Here is a 24,055-nt window from a genome sequence, read left to right on the forward strand (position 1 = left end):
GGATGTTATCCTTGTCACACTGCGGCTTCTGGCTGCTATCTAACCTTCAGTTATTCAAACACAAAAGGCGTTGACCATCGAAAATTATTCGGTGATCAACGCCTTTTGATTAGTCCTTTATTTAGCTGGCACGCTTAACGCTTGAACAATCGCGTCCTCAAAACTTTCTGGCTTAGTAACCGGCGCGTAGCGGTCAATCAGCTGGCCGTCGCGACCGATCAGAAACTTGGTGAAGTTCCACTTAATCCGACCATGTCCGGCCGTGGCCTTCAGGTAGGTGAACAGTGGGTCCTCATCGTCGCCGTTAACCCGAACCTGCTTGGTCATGGGGAACGTCACGCCGTAGTGCATCTGACAAAAGTCACTGGTGGCTTCATCCGAATCGAGCTCTTGATGGAACTGATTGGACGGCAACCCCAGCACATCTAAGCCCCGTTTATGGTACTTCTTGTACAGAGCTTCAATTCCCTCCAGTTGTGGCGCCAGACCACACTTACTGGCCGTATTGACGATCAGGACCACACGTCCGCGGTAAGTGTTGAAATCAATGGTCTGGCCGCTCATTTCGGTCTCGGTAAAGTCGTAAATCGCTGTCATTTAAAAAACTTCCTTCCTAAAGAACAGGGGGATGCCTCGTCAGCACCCCCACCGTTCGCAAAAGTAAATTCCATTCATTAAATTGTGCATAACTCAATTATACGCCAATTGTTTTCAAATGACAGTTATTCAACAGCTTGATAAACCGTGGCAAAGCTCCCGTTCCAGATTCCCTCGTGATGCCGCCGAATCACGTCCGCCGACAATTCTGGGGTGTCAAAGGTCGTGCTCATCCCGGCAATCGTAATCATATCGAAGCCACGGTCATGCCCGACCCGAAAGGCCGTGTCCACGCAGTACTCCGTTTGCAAGCCACAGATTTCCACGCTCTGGGCTTCAATGTGGTGTAGCCGTTCGGCCAGGCCAGTTTCGTAGAAGGAATCCGAATGGTATTTCAGAAAAACCGTATCACTCGGTTGCTGGTTCAACCGCGCGTCTAATCGCCAAGCCTCGCTGCCATACGGCAATTCCTCGTCGGTATGCTGCATAAAAATAACGGGTCGTTCTTCATCGTGGTAAATATCCAGGCGTTCGTTAATCCGGTCAACCAATTCCGCGTAGCCCGCGGCTTGATTCAACCCATTCTGAACGTCAATCACTAACAATACATCTGCCTGTGGCATGGTCGTCACCCTTTCGCGCCTTAGTTGTTTTGAGTGTAGCACGCTTTCCTTAAAATTTCATCACTCAAGGGGTGCCAGCCACCGGCTAATTCATGTTGACTGTCAAACGCACATCGGCGATACCGTTAAGGGGCGGTGTGATTGGTAGGGAAACGTGAAGGACCAGTACCCTGGTTGCCTCACGGGACACCATTTACCGGTAGAACCCAAGCGCATCTAACGTATACGTCCCGGCCGTCACGTCCACGGTCACATGATGCTTAACTGCCGATAGTCCTAAGAAAATGGCGTTCTCCGCCTTATCGGCCGCACGTTGGGGCTGGAAGTTGGGAACGAGTAAGTGCCCATCCACCTTGATGGTCAACCGACTTGCCACCTTCTGTTGACCATAGAGGGCGAACCCAGTTCCTGTGAAGTCAAAGGCCACCTGTGTCTGCGAACCCGCCTGTCCGGTCGACAACGTCCGGTTCCAAATCGTATTGCCCAAGCCACAGACGTGTTGCCAGTCGCCACAATAGGAGACGCGTTCATCAAGGTCATCGATTCGCTGATACTGAACACCATCCGCAACATCATTCTTCTCCACGATAATCTGGTTAATTTCCGTGTGGTAATAGCCCGTCCCCACTTTAACCCGTCCGCTGTAATGCGGGTTGTCCGTGTCAACGTAGGTTAAGACGATACGCCCATCCACGCTAGCCGTTAATCGATTGCCGTGGATACCGAAGCTCAGCTGATGCTGACGGCTTAAATCCAAATTATCCACGTGCTGTAACGCAACCACACGGTCATCCTTGATGAGTTGGCAGCCGCCATCCGTAGCCAATTTGAAGACGTATGGCGCACTCTCCAGACGCCCTTTGACATCCGTAACTTGATACAAGCCGATGCCCAGGTAGTTACCGCTCGGCGAGTTCTGTTGCGTCTGCTGATCAAACTTGAACGAGAGGCGGACGGTGTAGTTCCGCCAACGGTCGTCTCCCAACGTGAAGTTTGGTGCATAGGAATATTCCCAATCCAAGGCACGCTGGGCTTCCGTAATCTGTTGGCGCAAGACGCCTTGACCATCACGATATTCGACCTCAAAGGCCCCACCTTGGTCCGTGGTATATCGCGGCGTTCCCCCACGCTTATTCTGATAGTCCGCCGCGTAACCAAAGTCATCCTGGTAAAAGATCGCCTGACTATCTGCGACATCTAGCAGATCATTGTTGACGGGCGCCGTTTGCCGGGTGTAAACAACGGCCGGATCATGGGACAAGTCTAAGGTCGTGGCGGTCACAATCGCATGTGGCCGGACTTGCACGGTGAGCTGTCCGGCCTTAGCCGTTATCGTTTCGCGCTGGCGTTTTAACCCGCTATCATAAGGCTGACCGGCTTCTGGTCCGCGGCTCTCCCAGATCGTGACGGGCTTACCCATTGCCGGTAAGTTCTGGAGTTGTAACGTATAGGTTCGTGGTTCGGCGCTGTCATTGACAAAAATCGTGGAGAAGTCCTGCTTATCCGGGGCTACCAATGTGAGGTAACTCGGTGCGGCCGTCTGAGTGGTCAGATTCTCCGTTCCACCCACGCGGCTATCACAGGCACTCGGCAGGTACCGCCATGGATTGGACTCGTGCCATCCCGCCTGAGCGAAGTCCGTGAAGTGCTTCATCACCTGTAACCCCACGTTATCGACTTCAAAGTACCCCGACCACGGACGGTTCGCCGTAATCAATTCCTTGTGGCTGTAGTTCACCCCCGGATAGTAGGCCGCAACTGCTGGCTGGAAAATGTAAAAGGTTCGCCGTGACTTGACGTAGCTCTTAATCAAGCGATTGGCCACATCCAACCCACTCTGCTTCCCGCCAATACCATCACCGGAACTGGCCCGTACCCGGTATTTACCAAAGGTCATTGGCGCGATGCCTTCGCTGTACCAAACCTCGTGCTGTTGGTCATCGGCTAAGCGTTTATATTGATTGTGGGGCCCATCATCGGTATTGTAGTGATAGCCGACTGCCGCCACCCGCTTCAAAAGCTCGGGGTCATTGAGTAGTGCATCGCCGAAGTCCGTCTCGTAGTTCTGATCGGCCGCGATTATCTTGATATGCTGATACTGGGAAAACGGGAAGTCAGCGGGAAAATCCGTATCCGTCCGTAGACGATCCGCAAACCATTTAATCCACCGATACATCGGGTGCTTAGTCTCATTACGGTCCGGATCAACATAATCAAAGAGATATCCGAACTGCTGGTAGGCCGCCACAATCGTCTGCTTATAGAGTTGATACATGGGCTCGTACGCGTCGGAACTCACCAAACGATCAGGATCATCGCTCTTGACAGCCTGCCACAGAGGCCGCAGATAACCCGGTTCTCCCCACCGCAAGAGGCTGGTCTTCAGCTGTGGATTCAGGGCCTTCGCGTCGGCAATGAGCTGATACCCCGCGCCGCGCAAGACGTTGGCGGGTTCGGTGGCGGAGCGCTTGGTGGCGGGTTCCGTCCCCGACGACGTATTGGCATCATCCCCCAGTTCCAGCTTAATCATCGTCATCAGCGGATGGTGCCCACCAAAGAGAATCTGTAAAATTTGCTGGTAGCTGGCTGGATGTTCCGCCTTATAATCCAGCAATAATCGTGAAGAGTTGTTACAGCTCAGATAACCGAAGCCTTTGAACGTATTGGCGTCCTGCGCCGTCGTATCCAACAAATCACCATTAATCATTACTTGTGTCGTATTCATGATTCGTGTCACACTCCAATCTCAATCTAAAAGTGAAGAAAGTACGAAAATTCAATTTTATCCGCTATTTTTCTGAAATTTACGGCTATAATAATTATATGGAATGGAATACATAGCCTATAAATAAATCTAATCAAAGGAGGACTGCCCGATGACAACCATCAAGGACGTGGCCAAGAGTGCTGGTGTATCGGCCTCGACCGTTTCACGGATCTTAAACTACGATGCCACCCTTGCCGTCAGTGAGGAAACGCGCCGCAAGGTCCTAGAAGTCGCCGAGAAGTTGCAGTACAAGAAGAAACCCAAGAAGGCCAAACAGTCTGGCGCCAAGATCGCCGTGGTTCAGTGGCACTCCGATAAAGAAGAACTCAATGATCTCTATTACTATCAGATCCAGTACGGGATTGAAACCCGTGCGCTAAGCGGTGGCGTCTCCGTTGACACCATCTCGTTTAATAATATCGACCACATCGACCTGACCGATTACGCTGGCATCATTGCCGTGGGAAAGTACGACGAATCGGAAATCCACCGACTGGCCGACTACCGTAAGCCACTGGTCTTCATCGGCGAAAACTATCTGCTCTACGGCTTCGACAGCGTTCAAAGTGACTTTCTGACGCCCATCAACTGGATCATTAACCACTATCTGGCCGAGGGAATCAAGGATATCGGTCTGATTGCCGGTCAGGAAGAAACGCTGACCGAACACAACGCCGTGTATGATCCGCGGGCCACAACCTACCGGACCCGACTACTTCACGAAGACCTCTTTAACCCTGATTATCTCTTCACCGGCAGTTACGGTCCCGACTCCGGCTATTTGCTGATGGAACGCGCCATCACCGAATTACAAGACGACCTCCCCCACGCCTTCATCATCGGGAGTGATTCAATGGCTATCGGGGCACTCAAGGCTTTGAAACAACACGACATTCAAGTACCTGAGCGCGTCAACATTATTAGTTTCAACGACGTCGCTATCGCCAAGTACGCCTACCCCGCATTATCCACGGTCCACGTCTACACGGAAATCATGGGTGAACGGGCTTTCGATCTCCTACAGGAACAGATTAAGAATCCCAATAAGATTCCTGAATCCGTCGTGATCAGTACCCGTATTATCCAGCGCGACAGCAGCCTGTAAGCTTTCAATATTTAGCAATTTTCAAATAAAAACCGCAGTAAAGCCAGGCTTTTCATGCTTGGCTTTACTGCGGTTTTTGCTGTTCAATTGTTGCTCTTCAATTTAGTCAGGATACCACTAAATTTACCACGTTAAACCAAGCTTAACGTTCTTTAGCCTGTCTAATTCTTAAAGTCAGGGTCAATCTTCAACCACCGTTTGCGGAGATAGAAGGCCGCTTCTTTCGGTTGACGGTCACGCGTGAACAACCCCTTCTTATTACCATTAACCCGCATGTTTCCTTCAACTGTTTGGAAATCAGCCAAGTTCCACGGTTGTTCCCCGCGAATGAAGTCGTAGGAATCAAAGACCCGGTTGAACATTTGTAAGAGTTCAATCTGATATTCCTCACTCCACATCACGGATGGCAACTTATGCAGACCCGGTTGGGTATCAGCACCGTATTCGGAGAAGACGATGGGCTTGTCGATGTCTGACGCCGCCCACTTGTCGAGTTCCTCGCGCAAGCCGGCTTCCCCATCAGAAATTTCGTAGCCCCACTTGTGATACCAACCAGGGTAACGATTCAACAGGTAAAAGTCTGGGAATTGCTTGCAGTAGGATGTATCGAAGGTATCATCTTCATTGAGGGTGAAGGTCCGTGGCCGCTGTTCGGGATCCAACGCTTTGGTATCTGCAAACAACTTCTCAAAGTACGGTACGGCCGACTTGCTGGAGGTATCCGGTTCGTTTAACAAGCTCCACGCCAGCACACTCGGGTGGTTCTTATCCCGGTGAATCATGTCAGTAATCTGGTCGAGATGCTTCTTGTACAGTTCATCCGTCCAGTCACCATCAAAGAATGATTGATCCAAGCCCCCTAAGAAACTGGCAGCGGCCATCTTAAAGCCCACGGCCGGCACTTCATCAATGATTAGGAAGCCTTCGCGATCGGCAAAGCGATAAACCTCTTCATCGTAAGGATAGTGCGAAGTTCTAAAGGAGTTCGCCCCCATCCACTTCATCAATTCGAAGTCCCGCTTCTCCACGTTCAGGTCAAAGGCCCGACCAGCATAAATGCTGTCTTCGTGCCGCCCAAACCCTTTCAGGTAAACGGGTTCGCCGTTAACCAAGATCTGGTGACCGGAAATAGCAATCGTCCGCAAACCAATCTCGTCGCTGTATTCATCAATCAGCTGGTCATTAGCCGTCATCTGAATGGTCAACGTATACAGGTGAGCATCCCGAACACGCCACAACAACGGGTGCTGGACGACCAGATCACCAGTCCGACCGTTGCCCGTTGCCACCACCTGTCCGGTTTCGTCGCGTAAGGCAACGCTGACACTCGCCGCGGATTGGCTCGTTTTGACCGTGTAGTGAACCGTCGCCGTCTGGTCTTTTAACGTGGTGACCGCCGTGTAATCAACAATATGATTCTGCGGTGTGGCGACCAAGTGGACGCTGCGGTTCAACCCCGAGTAGTTATAAAAGTCAAAGAAGGGCTTAGCCATCTTCTTACCGTTCTTCAGGACCGCGGTGTCTCCAGCGGGCAAGGCATCCCGGTGAAGTTCATTGTTCATCTGCACCGCAACGGTATTGGGTTCATCGAATTTTACTGCGTCGGTGATGTCGGCCAAGAACGGTAGAAAACCGCCCTCGTGATGTCGAATCTCCTGACCGTTAACGTAGACGGTTGCCCGGTGCGTTGCCGCGCCGAAGCGAAGGCCAATCCGCTGTCCACGTAGATAGCCGGGTACAAAGACTTGCTTGGCGTACCAGAAGTCTCCCGTGAATTCACGGGAATCCTTGTCCGTGAAGAAGTCGTTGAAGCTGGCTGGAACGGGCATTTTAATTGGATCGGGTAATTGTGTTGACCAGTGCTGTGTAACGCCCTGGCTGTCGCGATCAAACTCGAAGTCCCAAAGACCATCTAGTTTCTGATCGAATCTTTTTTTATTCGTGCGAGGATAAAGTAACTCTTGCTCCATAACGTCTGATTCCTCCAAACTTTTCTTTAAAATTCAGCCAACGTAATCTTGGTGGTCTGTCCATTCAGGGTGATTTCCACCCGATTGCCCACGAGCGCAACCGTCGGCACGACGATTTTTCCGTCAGCATCAAGGCTTTCCAGCTCCCGGTCACCCAAATACAGGGAAACCAGCGTATGCTTCCCGGGCTTTAAAATTCCCGTTTGTAGCGGAATCTTCGTCTTAGGGAAGTAGATGTTGGTGTTGGGTTCCGGTACAGATAACTCGACTTTTAAATTATCTGATAACCCGACCAGGCCGGTAATCCCTACGCGAGTCCGATAAAAGACGGCATTCTTGGCTTTCACCGGCATCTCGCGCTCTTGTGGATCGCCACTATCAGGACCAGCAAAACTCCCTTCGGCAAGGTGAAGTGTCCGGGCCGTTTCAATCTGGTGAACCCGTACGTGCCAAGGCATTGCGGGGATCACGTAGTTCTTAATCTCCACGTCGTCCCAAGGCTGCCAGTCAGAATAGACGTAATCATCGTGAATCTGATAATCGGCGTACTTGAAGGCCGTCCGCCAGAAGTTATCTGATTCGGAGACCGCCAACGTGTTGTCAAAGGCCCCCTGTTTCAGTAGAACCGAGCCTTTAGGCGTGCTGAACCCAAAGGAAGAGGAATAAACATACTTTTCATATTTCGCAGCACCAGCCGCGTGTTCGTGGGAATGGTGGCCCGCGGTAAAGGACTGGACTTCTTGGCCAGTCTTACTGTGAGCCACCAGCATACGCGGTTCTGGCTGCTTCTTCAGGGCCTCAAACTTAAAGTCCTCACTCTCTGGCGTCGTCCAGAACGGGTCGTCATCGGGCAAGGCATAGAAGATAAAGGTCTTCAATGCCCAGTAAGCTGAGGCTGGGCCGTTATACCCTTCCGCAAAGACCATGTTGGGATAAGCATAGCCGATCGGAATCAGACCATCCGTTGTGAAGATATTTTGCTGGAACCACCACCGTAAGTTATTGAGGAGCAGGTGCTTAATATCTCCTAACGTATAGTCGGTTGGCAGGTCGATGTGGGCGTAAGCCGCCACTGCCCAGAAAGCCGCTTGGGCAAACCGATAATCGAGACTTCGACCATAGGGTAAGGCCGCCCCATCGGCCGCAAACCAATTGGCATAGCTGGGAACAAAGGCCTTGGCGCGTTCTCGCAGTAAGGTCGCTTCATCCCCCTGCCAGTCGGTCAGTCCCACCGTTAATAGGGTGAAGAACTGGTAGGCAAACGGAATGTAATTATCAATCTGATTCTGATACCCATCGTAGGACCAGCCGTTATCGAGATAGTGGGTATTGGTGATTGCATAATCATCGGCGACCAGCTGAGCATGGTCGGCATAGCCGGTATCGGTGATAAACTTGTTGACCATCGCTCTAAAGAAGAGCCAGTTGGTCTTGGGGACCACTCGGCCATTCACCTGGTTCATCCAGTCAATGACTTGCTTCTGCTGGGTCGTCGACAAGCTATCCCAGAAGTTAGGCTTGGTCTCGTACAGAAAGGCTGTCAGTGCCCCCATCTCAACGAAGAGTTGATCGTAGTCGCCAAGGTCACCGCCCCAATAACTATCCGATTGTGGGTCGACCCCCGCTAAGATTCCCTGCGTGACCATCTCAAACCATTCTGGATAACCCTTGACGTTCTCGGCATTACTGAAGAAGGGACCGAGCCCCCAGAGGAGCCGCATGAAGCCTTCAATCTCCGTCTTATCTTGGAGATAGACCGCCCCGCTATCACTCATGCGGAACCGCCCCTTTTGCTTCTGCTGACTCAAGACATCCATTGCTGGGCTTAAAATATCCAGCAACGCGGCCTTAACGTCAGCCTTGCTTCTCAACGGATTCGCTTTAATCTGTTCGTTAAACAATTGTCGTTTCAAGTGAAGTCCTCCTTTACACACTTTGTCAAAAAGGCTCTACGCCGTCACTGACATAGAGTCTTTTCATCATGACACGCTAATCAACATTTATCGTACTCGCTTAATCATGGCAATCGCAATCCCACCGATTAATTCCATGACGATGGCAAAGACGAAGATTGCACCATAACCAAAGGCAGCAACGATGGCAGAAGCCACCATGGCCCCCAGCATCTGGCCCAACGTGTTGGCTAAGTTGATTAAGCCCAAGTCTTTCCCAGCCGTATCAGAAGAAGGCAAAACGTCCATGTTCAAGGCACCATCGACGGAGTTGTACAACCCATTACCGAAGGCAGCAATGACGGCGTAAACAAACATTGCCCATGGCTTCTGAACGAACAGTGGGAACAAAGCGGCAAAGCCTAAAGCGAAGGTTGCAATCACAACAGGCGCTTTAACTCGGTTCAACTTGTCGGCTAATGGTCCCCCAATCAGGGCGAAGATAACCCCGATGATTAACATAATTGAGGAGAAAATTGAAATGGATTTCCCAGCTGCACTGGTTCCTTGACCGATGTAATCGGTGAACAAGAAGAGCAGGAACGTCGTAACAATGGTTGACCCAACCACCATGAAGAACTTACCGATCAAAGCCAAGTAAAAGTCTCGAGCATCGTGAGTTGGGAAGAAGAAGTACTTCTTTAAGGTATCTTTGTTTAAAGCGACCTTAGGTTCATCCAAGTTCCCTTTTTCCTTAATCAGAAGCAAGTGGATGATGGCTAAGACAACGGTACTGCCGGCCATGAAGTAAATCCCCATTTTAACATTACCCAAGAATTGGGCGGCTAACAGCGCGAATCCTTGTTGGGCAATGGTGAATCCAACCCCGTAGAACGTCGAAACCGTGCCCCGCCATTTCGGAGCAACCCGGTCCGATATTTGCGGGTAAATCGCCGCGGCAATGGCATTTTCGGCCGCGGCCGCGATAATCCAAATAAAGATGATAGCGACAATCGATTTGACGTTGGCAATCACAATCAGTGAAACCGCAACGGCAATCGTCCCTAAAACAATGTAAGGTTTCCGTTTCCCAAAGCGTGTCCGGGTCACATCAGAGAAGGCCCCGAATAATAGGTTGGCAACGGCCCCGGTGATGGAGGCAACCGTGGCTAAAATCCTAACGGCCCAGACTTTATGTACAGGATCGAGTTGGGCGAATAATTGCGGAATTAAAACACTTCTAGTAGACCCAATTGGTCCATACCAGCATAATGGCGCTAAAAACATGGCGGAAGAAACCATCCAAGGCAGTTTCGGTTGTTCTTCGTCTTTAACTTTGGCGTTGGTAACGACCCCGACACCAGCCTTAACGGCGTTCTTGTCCGTCTGATCCTTTTTCGACATTATTTCTCACTCCTAAGTATGTATAAATTTTGTAAGGGCTTTCTTTTTGGCGTAATTTTTTGTTCTCGGCTTAGTTGTCACCGAGAACAAGTGTGAATCTACAAAATTACGTTTAATAAAAACGCTTACAAATGGATTATAACGCTTTCATTTCGTAAAGTATAGAGATAATTTAGTAAAACATTACTGTATTTTGCGCTGATTTACTAAAATACGTGTCATGCTGGGAATCCGTCCAGCAAAAATACTTTTTACTGCGATTAATCAAAAAAGCAGCCCCTCACACAACCAAGGGACTGCTCACCATTAAATTCAATTTTTACAGATTAGATATCTGGGCGTCTGCACGTAGCTTCTGTAACTCCTGAGGTGGCACCACTAACTTGACTTCACCGGTCTCCAAATCAACGTCAACAACGGGACTGACCGTCTTTTCCATCCGCCCGTCCACCTTGCGTTTAATCTTAAGTGTTCCAGTGGTGGCGAGCGTTTGATAGTGTTGATGCATCGGCTGACCCTCCTCATTCAGATTATCTTTAGGGTAACACAGCCGACCGCGAACGTCCGGTCAGACGCTTACGAACTTTGCAGACCCATCCAGTCTCTAAACAAACGCCAATACCGCGAAGTTAATCACGAACAATGCCGAGACAATCCAGATTAAGCCGTGGACCTCTTTGGCCTTGCCTTCCACCGTCTTCACCAGGCAGTAGAAGATAAAGCCCGCCGCAATTCCGTACGTGATGTTGTAGGCAAAGGCCATGATGAACGCCGTCATAAAGGCGGGAATCGCCTCGCCGAAGTCGTGCCACGGAATCTGGCTAAAGGAACTCATCATCATAATACCGACCAGAATCAGTGATGGCGCAATCGCGGCCGTGGGAATAATCGACAGTAGCGGAGAGGCCAGTGAGCTTAACAGGAACAGGATGGAAACCACCACACTGGTCAACCCCGTTCGTCCACCGGCACCAATCCCGGCGGAACTCTCCACGTAAGTCGTCAGGTTCGAGGTCCCAAAGATTGACCCCACCCCGGTCGCGATGGAATCCGCGAAGAGGGCCTTGTCTAATTTCGACTTGAATCCCGGTTGCGCCTCCAGTTCCAGCTCACGTTTACCAGAGAAGATCCCGGTCTGGCGTCCCGTACCGATGAAGGTACCCAGCGAGTCAAACGTGTCGGACAGGCTAAACGATAGAATCGTCATCAAGACCAGAATCACCCGGTTATGCTCGGCAAAGAGTGACCCCATTCCCTCAGACGAAAACGCCGCCAGAAAGGTCGTTCCTAATTGATGGAAGGACGCGCCAATCGAGTAACCGCTGGCCAGATGCAGGTTGGTCACGCCCATCGGAATCCCAATCACGGTGGTGGTTAAGATCCCAATCAGTAAGGCGCCCGGCACCTTGCGGACTTTGAAAATCACGGTCACCACCAGCCCGATCACAGCCAGAATCAGTGCCGGCGAATTGAAAACGGCTAGGGCCGGCGTAATACTCCCGTTGGTGACCACCGTATTGATACCGTGCTTGAAGGTCTCCTGGGTCGCATCGAAGGCCTTCCCATTGACCGTTAGCAAGCTACTGGCATCACTGGTAAAATGCAGGAAGTTACCATTCTTCAAACCGACATATGCGATGAACGCGCCAATCCCGCCACTAATCGCTAACTGTAGATTGACGGGAATCGCCGAAATTAGCATCTTCCGAATCTTAGTGGCCGTGATGATAATGTTGATGATCCCGCAGAAGAAGACCAACGCCAGGGCCTGTTGCCAGGTGAAACCCAGCCCCATCACCACGGTGTAGGTGAAGAAGGCGTTCAACCCCATCCCCGGGGCTAACGCATAGGGCACATTGGCAAAGAGGCCCATCACTAACGTCCCGGCAACCGAGGCAATAATGGTGGCCAAGAAGACGGACTGTTGCGGCATCCCCGTTTGCCCCAGAATCTGCGGATTAACAAAGAGAATATATGACATGGCAAAGAAAGTCGTGACGCCGGCCCCAATCTCGGTACCGACAGTGGTACCTGATTCCTTAAGTTTAAAAAACTTATCCACGATGGATTCCTCCTAAAATACGAACAATATAATAATTAATAAAAATAATATCGGTGTTTATAAGGATAACTATACCAGATAGTCGTGAAAAAGCCAAGAAAAATATACGATACACGAACTTGATTAATTGATCCGCAAGTGATTGTCTCCCACTACCATCTCCTTTTGGCTCGGAACGTCAAAAATCCCGTAAAGTCCAGTACGTGACCTTACGGGATACCTCTTACGATTTAATTGCGCTAACCGTTAACTTTCGCCAACGTCTTCTGAATCTTCTGCGGCTTCTCCTGCCGACCAATCAACAGTAAACGTAACGTGTTCAGAACCGCAATCAGCGTCACACCAACGTCGGAGAAGACGGCCCACCACATGGTCGTGATACCAAAGGCGGCCAGCGTCAGGAACAACAGCTTAATGCCTAACGCAAAGACAATGTTCTCCCACACAATTTGCTTGGTGCGTTTGGCAATCGTGATTGTGCGTGGAATGGCCAGTGGATCGTCGTTCATCAAGACGATGTCTGCCGACTCGATAGCCGCATCGGAACCCAATGCGCCCATGGCAATTCCGACATCGGCACTGGCCAGTACGGGGGTGTCGTTGAGGCCATCGCCGACGAAGGCTAACTTTTCCTTCGGCTTCAGCTGGGCCTTCAGCTTGCCCATCTCAGCTACCTTATCCTGCGGCAATAATTCAGCCTTGACCGCATCAATCTTAATCTGTTCACCGACGGCCTGACCGACTTGCTGGTTGTCCCCCGTCAGCATAACGGTCTGACGAATGCCAGTTTGCTTAAGCGCAGCCAGAGCTGGAATCGTCGTCTCTTTTACGGCATCGGCGACCTCGATGGCGCCCTGATACTTACCTGCCCAAGCCACGTAAACCATAGTGCTCGCGGGACTCCTTGGCAAATCAGCCGTAACGCCAATCTGGCGCATCAACTTAGCATTCCCCACGTACAGCGGCTGATCATCGGCTTGGGCCTTCACGCCTAATCCGACCAATTCCTCGGCGGCCGTCTGACCGTCGTCCTGATAACCAGCCAGTGCGACAATCGACTTGGCAATCGGGTGCGGTGACGCTACCTCGGCCCGCGCCGCGAGTTGAATTAGTGCCGACTTGCTCAGACTGACCGGTGCCACGTTGACCACCGCGAATTCGCCACGCGTCAACGTTCCAGTCTTATCGAAGGCCACCGTTTTCACCTGGTTCAGTGCTTCCAGATAGTTACTCCCTTTAATCAGGACGCCTGCCCGCGAGGCGGCCCCTATCCCACCGAAATAGCTCAACGGCACGGAAATTACGAGAGCACACGGACACGAGATGACTAAGAAAATGAGCGCCCGGTACAACCACGCATTGAATGGTTGGGCGAAGAACAACGGCGGCACGGTTGCCAACAGAATGGCCATCCCGACCACAGCCGGGGTATAAACCCGGGCAAACTTGGTAATGAAGTTCTCCGTCTTGGTCTTTTGGGTCGTGGCGTCCTGAACCAATTCTAAAATTTTAGCGACGGTTGAATCGGCGTAGGCCTTCTCCACTCGCAGTTCAATGACCCCATTGCTCACGATGGTGCCACTCAATGCCTGATCGCCGCTTCCAACCAGCATCGGCTTGGTTTCTCCGGTCAGCGCCTTGGTATCCAAATAGGTCTCCCCACTCGTGACGATCCCATCGGCGGGGACCTTTTCCCCGGGACGTACAATCAACGTATCGCCCACCTGAACCTGGTCCGGCGTGATCTGCTGGGTCTGGCCATTGACCACCAAGTTGGCATAGTCCGGTCGAATCTTCAAAAGGTCCGTAATTGAGCGTTTGGACTTATTGACGGCGGAATCTTGGAAGAATTCACCAATTCGGTAGAATAGCATGACTGCTACCGCTTCGGGATACTGCTGGATGGCGAGCGCTCCGACCGTCGCCACCGTCATGAGAAAGGCTTCTCCAAAAAGCTTACCGGTAAAAAGGTCCCGAACCGCTTCCACCAGGATTGGCCCGCCTACCAAGAGATAGGCCAACAGGTATAGCCCAATTGTAACCGCTTTCAGAAACGGTGAAAAAGTGGCAATGAGTAGTAGCCCCATGCTCCCTAGAATCAGGGCTAAGTTCCGTTTGGTTTCAGCTAATTTTAGATATTCCCGCATCGTACTCGCCTCCCAGACTAGATATGAACAACCGTTTATATGAATACTCGCTCATATGTATGGCTTCATCATAACATATCCATTCCCCGTGTCAACCGCCAAAGTGGACAAACTCGCCGGTCCCTTTTATGGTAAAATGAAAGCCATGGTGATGAATATGGAAAATCAAAATAATCAGCTCCCAACAACCACGGAAATCAAAAAAAGCGTCGACCTTTTCAAAACGTTCGGCGACGCCACTCGTTATCAGATTCTCTCGTTGCTCTACCAGAACAGCCGGACCGTCAGTGAAATTACGGCGGTTATGGATGTTTCGCAATCAGCCGTCTCCCACCAGCTGAAGACCTTGCGTCAGGCGGGACTCGTCATCGGTGAACGCGACGGTAAATTTATCAAGTACACCTTGGCCGACGAACATATCTTCGAAATCTTCGAACTGGTCAAGGCACATATTCAGGAATAATGAAACAAGTCCACAATAAAACCGACCTCAGCGATGAGGTCGGTTTTTATTTTACAGTTTGGTAAGATGGTTCGCACTGGACGCTAAGCAAATCATGCCCAATAAGCTACCCGATTTAGTTAGCTTCACTCCGGCGCCAGCACTCGAGACCGCGAACGCACGAGTAAGACGAAAATCACCAGCATCCCGAAGCTCAATCCTGCCATATACCACGGCAAAGTCTGAACCGTTCCATTGTGCAGCCAGCTCATTCCGCACGTCAGAGCGCTGACCAGCAGGTAGTAGCCGAGGCTAAACCAACCGCTAGCGCTACCCATAACCGCCTCATACCCCACCAACGCGCGATTCAAGGCGTTGGGTAAGGTCACATTGAGGCCCAGAAACGTCAAAAAGATGCCGATAATCATTAGCGTTGCCTGTTGCCAATAGGCAGCCACCACCAGGCCAACACTCGCCAGACTACTGAAGATGAGGCCGCGCAGTGCGACTTGTTCCGGCGTCCAAACGTTCAGTAACCGATTGACCAGCAAAGCGCCAAACAGACTGGCACCGGCCAGTACCAAGCCCAGCCACCCGTATTGGACGGCCGAATAGCCAAAGTGGGTCATAAAAACAAACGGCGCTTCAGCGTAATAACTGAACAAGAGGCCATTGATGCCGCCGATGAGTAGCCCATAACCCCAGACAACGGGGTCGGTCAACAGACGGCGCACCACACGCCATTGCTGAATCCGTGGTGGACGGCTAGTCTGCGTTTCGGGCAGCCGACTCAATGCATATAGCCCCACAGCCACGGCCATGGTGACCAAAGTGGCAAAGACACTGCGATAACCAAAGTAAGTCTGCATGACCCCACCAATTAGGGGACCCAAGGCTGGTGCCAGGGCCATCGCGGCACTCGTCTTGGCAAAAATTTTTGCGCCGGTCACACCACTAAAACTTTCACGCATGATCGTCTGGGTTACCACCGATCCGGCACTCGCTCCGAGCGCTTGGATCAATCGCCACCCCAACAAGGTCAGAAAATGCGGGCTCATCAATAATCCAATATTTCCCAATAAATAAACGGCGATGCCGGCTAACATGGCCGGTCGCCGACCCCACCGGTCAGCCAGTTGCCCCCACATCAGGACACCCAGGGCAAAGGCCACGAAATAGGTACTCATGGTGAGTTGCACTTGGTTAGCACTCACCGTAAAAGCCCGGCGTAGTTGCGGTAACACCGGGGTAAAGATTGACTCGCTGATTTGTGGAAATCCCACGAGTGTAATCATCAATCCCAATGAAGGGACCGATGGACGGACGTTTTTCATCGTATTTCTCCTTAGAATTTACTTTGAGGAAAAACGTCCTTTTCCGTCTGCGGGGACGCAGGCCATTAACGTTTGTAGCGTCATGGATGGTCACCCCTTTCTGTTAAGTTGCGTTTCACATTACGGGAAATCCGCGGGAGTGTCAAGCGTCGATTGCTGGCACGGTGCCTAAATCTCTACAATTAGTCAAAAAAAGGTCTGGGACAAAACATCCCAGACCCCTTTTGAGCCAACTTTAAATGGCCGAAACGTGCGCCAAAAAGCAGCCGGTTCCGCTTAAAACTGATAACCAAACAATCCAAGCCCAGGATTATTCGGTTATCAGCCTTAATGCTCGCCGGCTAACCGCCTTTTGTCCCACTCTCTTTCATCTGCAGTTATTTCAATAGATACGACGCATCCAACTCATGGTCAAACGACGTCAGAATCTTGGGCCCATCCGTTGTGATCACGATGGTGTGCTCGTACTGGCAACTCAGGCTCCCGTCAACCGTTGAGATGGTCCAGCCATCATCGGCCGGCGCGCTGCAGGCCCAATCGCCCACGTTGATCATCGGTTCAATGGTAATCGTCATCCCCGCCTTCAGCCGCGTACCGTGACCGGCCTTGCCATAGTGCGGTACGTCTGGGTCTTCATGCATGGTCGGGCCGATGCCGTGACCAATGTAGTCGCGCACCACGCCGTACCCCAACTGGTTCTCGGCATAATTCTGAATGGCAAAACCGATATCGCCAATTCGGTTGCCGACAACCGCTTGGTCAATCCCTAGATACAGTGACTTCAGCGTAACATCCATTAATTTCTGAGCTTCCGTGGAAGGCTGGCCCGCCACAAAGGCGTGGCAAGCATCACTCAAGTAACCGTGGTAGTCGATGACGGTGTCCACCTTAACCAAGTCGCCGTTCTTAATCAGGACGTCCTTACTGGGACAGCCGTGGCAGATGACGTCATTGACGCTCACACAGGTCGAGTATTTATAGCCTTCAAAGTTCAGCTCACCCGGCGTGGCATCGTGGTCAATAATGTATTGGTAGGAAAAATGGTCAATATCCCAGGTCGTTATCCCTGGCTTGATATAATCCGTCAGGGCATGAAACAGCCCAGCGAGAATATCGCCGGCCGCCTGCATCCCCTGAATTTCGCGTGGTGATTTTAAAGAAATCATGTTGCCTCCTGATGGTTGTCTACGTTTTAAGTGTTATTTTCAGTATACCCTACTGGGCGGGCGCTTCAACCTAAAAAAGTAATTCACGTCAAATCCCTAATGACACCGTTTTCAGTGGCTTTTCAGACCTGAATATTTTATGGAAACGTGTTACAATCACTTTTGCTGCATTTCACACGGAATTTGTAAAAACAACAAGGAGGTGCCCCATGGCACTCACGAAACGTGACGTCCGCGATTACTTTATCGGCTTCGCCCTCGTCCTGACGATGGTTGGCATCGCCACTGGGCTCAACGATTATGAAATTATTCTTCCCGAAATTGGTGCGCTGACGGCGGGGATGTGGATTTATCACAACCCCACCTGGGTCAGTCAACCCCTTAAAATCTTTCTCGCTCCTTCCGGCACCGCGGTGATTGGCTTCGTCGTCAATCAACTATCCATCAGCTATCCGGAAAAGGTTGGCATTACCCTGCTCTTCATCTTGTTACTCCTCAACGTGCTACGGTCGACGTTGGCGCCATCCTTCGCCACAGGGCTGTTGCCAATCATCATCAACGCCACGCACTGGTCCTTTATCCTCGCGATCTTTGCGTTTACTCTGACCTTGATGGTGGGCGTTCTCCTGCAAGGTCACTACAAGGGCCAACCCGCGGGGCATCCGCTCCACTACCAACACATGCTGGGCTTCGTACTCGCCGCAGCCGTCTGGATCGGGGCAGTCTGGCTAGCCGGCTATCCGCAAATGTCTGGAATTCCACCGGTACTGGTCGTCTTCTTTGAGGTCTCGCAAAAATCCAGTTACAGCGGAAAACTTGCGGTCAAGCACATCATCGCTCTAGGTGGTGCGGCGACCATTGGCGTACTGGTTCACCTGGTCATTGGGTCATGGCTGCTGGCCACACTAATCACGCTGCCGCTGGTGTTCGTGCTCCTGCAACTCTTGCGAATTAAGCTTCCGGCCGCTTACGCCTTTCCACTGTTGGCGCTGGTCTTACCGGCCAATATGTTCCACACACTACCGATTGCGGCGACGCTGGCCGCCTGCTTCTTCCTGGGCGCGACCTTTGCTTACCGCAAACTCGCGGCACTGACGGGCTTGGCCTCGGAAAATAATTAAGCACACCTAAGGCAACGACTTCTGGAAGGAAATCGTTGCCTTTTTTCATTTTACAAACTTTTTACGTAAACTACACGTTAGTTTTACATCACTCCCGTATCCTGAAAGTTACCATTCAGGCCAACTACATACAAAGGGGTTTTAACGTGTTAGATATTCTAAAAGCCGCAATTCTGGGCATCATTGAAGGAATTACGGAATTCTTACCCATCAGTTACACCGGACACCTCTACTTAGCCGATGAATTCATCAAGTTACACGAGTCCACGGCTTTTATCAATATGTTTATGGTGGTCATCCAACTCGGCGCGATTCTTGCCGTCGTCGTCCTTTATTTCAACAAACTCAACCCCTGGGCCCCGAGCAAGAATAAACTCGAACGTCATCAGACTTGGACACTCTGGTTCAAAGTGATTCTCGCCGTCCTGCCCTCAGTCATTGTCGGCCTTCCGCTCAACGACTGGATGGAGGCTCACCTGACCAGCTGGGAGGTCATCGCCTCAACCTTAATCGTCTATGGGATTTTGTTCATCGTGATTGAGACCTACAACCGCCACCAAACGGCCCGCTTCAACGATCTCAATCAGCTACCGGTTAAGATTGCCCTCTTCATTGGAATTTTCCAAATTCTCTCGATGGTTCCCGGCACCTCACGCTCCGGGGCCACCATCCTCGGCGCCATCCTGATTGGGACCTCACGTTTCGTGGCAACCGAATTTTCCTTCTTCTTGGCCATTCCGACCATGTTCGGGGCCTCGCTACTGAAGATTCTGAAATACTTTCTTCACGGTAATGGTTTCACGGGCAGTCAAACGATCGTCTTACTGACCGGTGTCATCGTGTCCTTTGTCGTTGCTTACCTCGCCATTAAGTTTTTGTTGAATTACATTCGTCAAAACGACTTTAAGGCGTTTGGCTGGTACCGCATCATCTTAGGTGTCGTTGTCATCGTCTACTTCGGGGTTGTGAACCACTAAGTTGCCCCACAGAATATTCAATGACCGATTAATCAATAGTTTTAGCTGATTTCTCGTCATATTACCATTCAATCTCGGTTTAGCCACTGGGTTATACGTTTGAAAGCGCTGGATAACGTCGTTTGCAACAATCTGCAATCAAATGTGACAGCCTTTTAACTACACAGTAACTAAACTGCAATACTTCTCGGGTATGCTGTTAAGTATTAAGAAAACAGATTGGATAGATTAAAAAATATGTCGAAATCAAAACTTACAATTAAATTTGCTTCATTTTTACTTTTATTTGGCTTTTCCTTCGGCATGGTGACCGACGTGACGTCAAGCTTAGTTCCTGAACAAACCACGACTGCCCAGGCGTCAACTCGGGTATCCGCTAGTCAGGCTAAGAAGATTGCCAAGATTAATGCCGGCCTGTCTAAAAAACAAAAAGCAGCCAAGAAATGGATTGCTAAGCGCGAATCCGGCTATAACTATTCGGCGCGTAACGGCAGATGTTACGGTCGTTACCAACTTTTGAAGTCTTACTTGCACGGTGACTACTCACCCGCTAACCAAGAAAAGACCGCCAACCGTTACGTCAGTGGCCGTTATGGGTCATGGACGAAAGCCAAGAAGTTCTGGCAAAGTCATCACTGGTACTAAAACCAGCGAGACTGCTTAACCGCGGTTTCAACTACATAATTGTGACCTTGAACCTGGCAGTTAAACCCGTACGTTGCGTTTAACTGCCTTTTTTCTACCCTAAAATGACTGAAGGATTGATGCTAAATGAAGAAGATGCTTAGCCTGGGACTCGTCATTCTGGTATTGGGCGTGGGAATTCTTCTGCTCCCTCACTTGACCACTAATCACTCGCAAGCCAGCGCCCCCACCGCAGCCAAACGTGCCAGCCAGCACCCAACAACGTCCAAACTCACGCGTGCAGAATTGCAGCGTGACCGCAAGTTGACCTACAGTGCCATCATTTATTTCGCCATCAAACACTCCAAGCTCCAACGCTGGCAGGAGGTCTCCGACTTCAAGCTGGGTTGGCAGGTCGAAAGCTATCCGCGTGACGGTCAGACCAAGTATCTCGTATGGCCCGATCAACATATCCAGGACAGCGCTAAGAATCTCGCCCCTAACTGGTTCCGACTGAAGGACCAGCACGTTCTTTACGACAGCATGATCGTCCACTCCTTCCGCAAGGACCAGACCAAGACGGCTTCGCTCACCGAAATTGTCAAACAAGTCAACGCTGATCATGCGGCAGCCAAGGTCCGATCCATGCCCGAAAAGATGACCGTCATCACTCACCATCAGTAGCCAAAAAGCCGGCACCGACATGGCACCGACTCGAATGATCCTTACTTAGTCATCTAATGAAATGGTACTCTCCGTCCCCACGTTAATCAGCGATTCAATACGATCCAGTAGCATCAGTAACCACCCGAAGGCCATCACGAAGGCGACCATTTCAAACGCCGTCAAGGAAAAGTAGCCGATTCCTCGAAACAACACTTCGGCAACGGCCAAGGCCACCCCGACACCGTACGATAGGTAGAGAAATTCCTTGGTGATCTGCGGCAACAACCAACGAACCCCAATAATCAGTGCCAACACACAGTAAATCAGGAAGCTCGCCACCTGGTCGTGCAGGAGATGTGACGAAATGTTGTTTGGAAAGACGCCGACCAGCCCTAGATTGATCGCAGTCAGTGTCAGAAGTATCCGGAGTACAATCAGCCGCCGGGAACTCGGGTAGTATTCCTGCAGGCTCACAAACAGGTAATCGATTAACGCAATCATCAGGAGCGCCGAAAAAATCAGCGTCGCGTTAAACTGCCACCCGCTGGACGCGTGGCTGGTCCCCAGAAAGCTCAAGTTGTGTTGCCACCAGTAACGTTCATTGTTGACAGCCATAGAAATGACCACGCCGCTGATAATCACCAGCGTCAGGACGGTTGACAGGACACCCGCGTCGACCGCCTGGGCAAAGTAAATCATGGCCAGATTAATAAACACCCCGAAGACAAAGATAATCATACTGGCGGTGATCCGATCGAAGCTAGCGCCGTTGAACAGCATTCCTAACAACCACATACTGCCGACCAGCACCAACGCCAGAATCAGCGCAAAGGATAGCACAATAACCGGAAAATTTCGCCAATAGATATTTTTCGTGAAATGATTCTGTGGGTTATTACGATCTCGAACAAAGAAGATGGCAAATAACACCGTTCCCATGACCACTCCGGTAACGATCAGACCGGTTGCGAGGGAGTTATCCCCGGATAGTTTGAGATGGCGAATGCCCTGCCAGCGACAAAAGATGTAATAGCCAATGCTGACAATGAAGGCCGCGATGACCGGCCACCACATCAGCCGGTTCTGAAAGATTCGCCGCCGGGATTCCGCAAATTCCACGACCAACCGATCCCGCTTAACCACCAGTTTTACCGGCGTATCGCCATCAAGCTTCAGTTGCTCACCGATGTTCGCCGGGATTTTTAAGTTAAAATCCTTACTTTTCATGTTTTCCTCCTGTAACTATTCCCACTAATTATAGCAAATCTAGGCGGAAATTAACGACGTTTCTGGTGATCACCCGTGGCGGACTCTAAAAAAATTGCCGACAGATTGTCGGCAATTTCAGCAACTTTCTATTCAGTTAGCCATTGGCATGCACATCGAAAGCGTTCAGCAACATCTCTTGAACGCCGGGCGCATCGGGATCGTGGCGTCCTTTACCGGTGTCCAACGCCACTAACGTTACCACTTCGGCATCCGTTAGGCTGAAATCAAAAATATCTAAATTACTTTTGATCCGTGTGGCGTGGACCGACTTGGGGAAGACAATCACGCCAAGTTGATGTTCAAAACGCAGAATAATCTGCCCGGCGTTTTTGCCGTATTTTGCCGCCAACTGGGTAATTACTGGCTCATTCAATAAGTCTTGATTCCCCTGTCCCAGCGGTGCCCAAGCCTCCAACTTCACGTCGCCCGGTGCCATTAATTGACGAATGGCCGTTTGTTGGAAGTAGGGGTTAAATTCCACCTGATTGACTGCCGGCAGCACGTTAAATTGGGGCACAAAGCGTTGCCAAATCTTAGGCGTCATATTGGAGACCCCAATCGACTTTAACTTACCAGCCCGTTGAGCAGCTTCCATTGCTCGCCAAGCCCCCGGCACGTCGCCATAAGGTTGGTGGATCAGGTACAGGTCCAAATAGTCTAACCCCAGCTTCCGCAACGATAGGTCAATCGCCCGCTGTGCGGGTTGCTCGCCGTAATCTTGTAGCCAGAGCTTACTGGTTACCCAAATCTGATCGCGTGGAATCCCACTATCCTTGATGGCACGACCGACCTCACCTTCGTTGAAGTAGGCCACGGCCGTATCAATGTGGCGATATCCGGCCTGCAAGGCTTCACTCACTGCGGTGTAGGTCGATCCGTCGCTGGGAATCTGAAAAGTTCCGAACCCAATGGCCGGGATTTTCCGACCATCATTTAAGGTAATCGTTGGTGTTGTCATGTTTATCACAGCTCCTTTAGTTTAATTCTTTCAAGCTTGACCCAAAGATCTGTTCAATCGTCACGGGATCGCGGTGATCAAAGAACTGGCTCTTGCCTTGGTCCAAGCCCGCAATCATCTGCATTTCTGCCGGTGTTAGCGTGAAATCAAAGACCTCGCGATTCTCAATGATTCGTTCGCGGTGGACGGACTTGGGAATCACGGTAATCCCGCGTTGGAGGAGCCACCGTAAGATCACCTGTCCGGTCGTTTTCCCGTGGGCCTGCGCAATCCCTTGTAAAGTTGCATTGGTAAAGATGCCCTGTTTGCCCTCCGCGAAGGGGGCCCAGGCCTCTACCCGCACGTTTTCGCTTTGATTGAAGGTCACTTCATCAGGTTGTTGGTACCACGGGTTAACTTCAATCTGGTTAATCACCGGCTTGACGGTCATGGTCAGTTCAAGGTTCTTTAACTGGTCCGCGTAAAAGTTAGAAACCCCAATCGACCGAATCTTTCCGGCCTGTTGCGCTTCTTCCAACGCCCGCCATGCACCCATCGTATCGCCATACGGCTGATGGAGTAGGTACAAATCCAAATAGTCTAAACCCAGGCGTTGAAGAGAAGCGTCGATGCCGCGCCGTGCCCGTTCATAGGTAAAGTCCGACACCCAAAGCTTCGAAGTCACGAAGATGTCGTCACGTTTGACGCCACTGGCCTTGATCTCCCGACCAACTGCCGCTTCATTTTGATATGCGGTAGCGGTATCTAGCAGTCGGTAACCGGCTTGCAGTGCCGTGGTGACGGCCGTCTCACACTCGGCTAAATCCGGCACTTGGAACACCCCAAACCCGAGTTGCGGCATTTCAACGCCGTTATTTAACGTTATTGTTGGTATCTCTGCCATAAAATTCATCGTCCCTTCTTGAACTTGCATGCCTCTACTATAACTGCA

General features: G+C 50.9%; 20 protein-coding genes. 6 read left to right on the plus strand and 14 right to left on the minus strand.

Annotated features, from left to right (window positions below):
* Positions 1 to 117: 117 nt before the first annotated feature.
* The 3 genes from KB236_07920 to KB236_07930 all read right to left on the minus strand — a co-directional run bounded on the left by KB236_07920 (position 118) and on the right by KB236_07930 (position 3,945).
* Positions 118 to 597, minus strand: a complete 480-nt coding sequence (locus KB236_07920) for a glutathione peroxidase (protein UIF28473.1) — start codon at positions 595 to 597, stop codon at positions 118 to 120.
* A gap of 125 nt (positions 598 to 722) precedes the next feature.
* On the minus strand, positions 723 to 1,220 hold the full coding sequence (locus KB236_07925; GenBank protein UIF28474.1) for an isochorismatase family protein: 498 nt from the start codon (positions 1,218 to 1,220) through the stop codon (positions 723 to 725).
* Positions 1,221 to 1,413: 193 nt separating this feature from the next.
* Positions 1,414 to 3,945, minus strand: coding sequence for a glycosyl hydrolase (locus KB236_07930; protein UIF28475.1), 2,532 nt, complete (start codon positions 3,943 to 3,945; stop codon positions 1,414 to 1,416).
* A 151-nt stretch (positions 3,946 to 4,096) separates the two neighbouring features.
* On the opposite strand from KB236_07930, the gene KB236_07935 reads away from it, so the two are divergent.
* Positions 4,097 to 5,092 (plus strand): LacI family DNA-binding transcriptional regulator, encoded by a 996-nt coding sequence (locus KB236_07935; protein ID UIF28476.1) that lies wholly within the window; start codon positions 4,097 to 4,099, stop codon positions 5,090 to 5,092.
* 161 nt (positions 5,093 to 5,253) lie between these two features.
* Here KB236_07935 and uidA read toward each other — a convergent pair whose 3' ends face one another.
* The 6 genes from uidA to cadA form a co-directional block, all read right to left on the minus strand.
* A complete protein-coding gene (gene uidA / locus KB236_07940; protein UIF28477.1) occupies positions 5,254 to 7,062 on the minus strand; it encodes a beta-glucuronidase in 1,809 nt (602 codons plus the stop codon).
* Positions 7,063 to 7,088: 26 nt separating this feature from the next.
* Positions 7,089 to 8,975, minus strand: coding sequence for a DUF2264 domain-containing protein (locus tag KB236_07945; protein UIF28478.1), 1,887 nt, complete (start codon positions 8,973 to 8,975; stop codon positions 7,089 to 7,091).
* An 87-nt stretch (positions 8,976 to 9,062) separates the two neighbouring features.
* Positions 9,063 to 10,358, minus strand: coding sequence for an MFS transporter (locus KB236_07950; protein ID UIF28479.1), 1,296 nt, complete (start codon positions 10,356 to 10,358; stop codon positions 9,063 to 9,065).
* A 319-nt stretch (positions 10,359 to 10,677) separates the two neighbouring features.
* Positions 10,678 to 10,866 carry a hypothetical protein gene (locus tag KB236_07955; protein ID UIF28480.1) on the minus strand — a complete coding sequence of 63 codons (189 nt, stop codon included), beginning with the start codon at positions 10,864 to 10,866 and terminating at the stop codon, positions 10,678 to 10,680.
* A gap of 96 nt (positions 10,867 to 10,962) precedes the next feature.
* A complete protein-coding gene (locus KB236_07960; GenBank protein ID UIF28481.1) occupies positions 10,963 to 12,420 on the minus strand; it encodes an NCS2 family permease in 1,458 nt (485 codons plus the stop codon).
* A 239-nt stretch (positions 12,421 to 12,659) separates the two neighbouring features.
* On the minus strand, positions 12,660 to 14,567 hold the full coding sequence (gene cadA / locus KB236_07965; GenBank protein ID UIF28482.1) for a cadmium-translocating P-type ATPase: 1,908 nt from the start codon (positions 14,565 to 14,567) through the stop codon (positions 12,660 to 12,662).
* 157 nt (positions 14,568 to 14,724) lie between these two features.
* On the opposite strand from cadA, the gene KB236_07970 reads away from it, so the two are divergent.
* Positions 14,725 to 15,030, plus strand: a complete 306-nt coding sequence (locus KB236_07970) for a metalloregulator ArsR/SmtB family transcription factor (GenBank protein ID UIF30324.1) — start codon at positions 14,725 to 14,727, stop codon at positions 15,028 to 15,030.
* Between the two features lie 125 nt (positions 15,031 to 15,155).
* Here the strand turns inward: KB236_07970 and KB236_07975 are convergent, their stop codons facing one another.
* Positions 15,156 to 16,343 (minus strand): multidrug effflux MFS transporter, encoded by a 1,188-nt coding sequence (locus tag KB236_07975; protein ID UIF28483.1) that lies wholly within the window; start codon positions 16,341 to 16,343, stop codon positions 15,156 to 15,158.
* A gap of 377 nt (positions 16,344 to 16,720) precedes the next feature.
* Positions 16,721 to 17,509 (minus strand): type I methionyl aminopeptidase, encoded by a 789-nt coding sequence (gene map, locus KB236_07980; GenBank protein ID UIF28484.1) that lies wholly within the window; start codon positions 17,507 to 17,509, stop codon positions 16,721 to 16,723.
* Between the two features lie 209 nt (positions 17,510 to 17,718).
* Between map and KB236_07985 the strand changes: the two genes are divergently transcribed.
* From KB236_07985 to KB236_08000, 4 genes are all read left to right on the plus strand, one after another.
* Positions 17,719 to 18,630: a hypothetical protein gene (locus KB236_07985; GenBank protein ID UIF28485.1), complete on the plus strand. Its 912-nt coding sequence runs from the start codon at positions 17,719 to 17,721 to the stop codon at positions 18,628 to 18,630.
* A gap of 146 nt (positions 18,631 to 18,776) precedes the next feature.
* Positions 18,777 to 19,607, plus strand: a complete 831-nt coding sequence (locus KB236_07990; protein UIF28486.1) for an undecaprenyl-diphosphate phosphatase — start codon at positions 18,777 to 18,779, stop codon at positions 19,605 to 19,607.
* Positions 19,608 to 19,910: 303 nt separating this feature from the next.
* Positions 19,911 to 20,252, plus strand: a complete 342-nt coding sequence (locus KB236_07995) for a transglycosylase (protein UIF30325.1) — start codon at positions 19,911 to 19,913, stop codon at positions 20,250 to 20,252.
* A gap of 126 nt (positions 20,253 to 20,378) precedes the next feature.
* Positions 20,379 to 20,915, plus strand: a complete 537-nt coding sequence (locus tag KB236_08000) for a hypothetical protein (GenBank protein UIF28487.1) — start codon at positions 20,379 to 20,381, stop codon at positions 20,913 to 20,915.
* Positions 20,916 to 20,960: 45 nt separating this feature from the next.
* Here KB236_08000 and KB236_08005 read toward each other — a convergent pair whose 3' ends face one another.
* The 3 genes from KB236_08005 to KB236_08015 all read right to left on the minus strand — a co-directional run bounded on the left by KB236_08005 (position 20,961) and on the right by KB236_08015 (position 24,007).
* Positions 20,961 to 22,124 carry a DUF998 domain-containing protein gene (locus KB236_08005; GenBank protein ID UIF28488.1) on the minus strand — a complete coding sequence of 388 codons (1,164 nt, stop codon included), beginning with the start codon at positions 22,122 to 22,124 and terminating at the stop codon, positions 20,961 to 20,963.
* A gap of 136 nt (positions 22,125 to 22,260) precedes the next feature.
* A complete protein-coding gene (locus KB236_08010; GenBank protein ID UIF28489.1) occupies positions 22,261 to 23,124 on the minus strand; it encodes an aldo/keto reductase in 864 nt (287 codons plus the stop codon).
* Positions 23,125 to 23,140: 16 nt separating this feature from the next.
* The gene (locus KB236_08015; protein UIF28490.1) at positions 23,141 to 24,007 is read right to left on the minus strand and encodes an aldo/keto reductase; all 867 of its coding nucleotides are present in this window, start codon (positions 24,005 to 24,007) and stop codon (positions 23,141 to 23,143) included.
* Positions 24,008 to 24,055 lie beyond the last annotated feature (48 nt).

The organism is Levilactobacillus brevis (assembly GCA_021383565.1).
In the GTDB taxonomy this organism is placed as follows: Bacteria; Bacillota; Bacilli; order Lactobacillales; family Lactobacillaceae; genus Levilactobacillus; species Levilactobacillus brevis_B.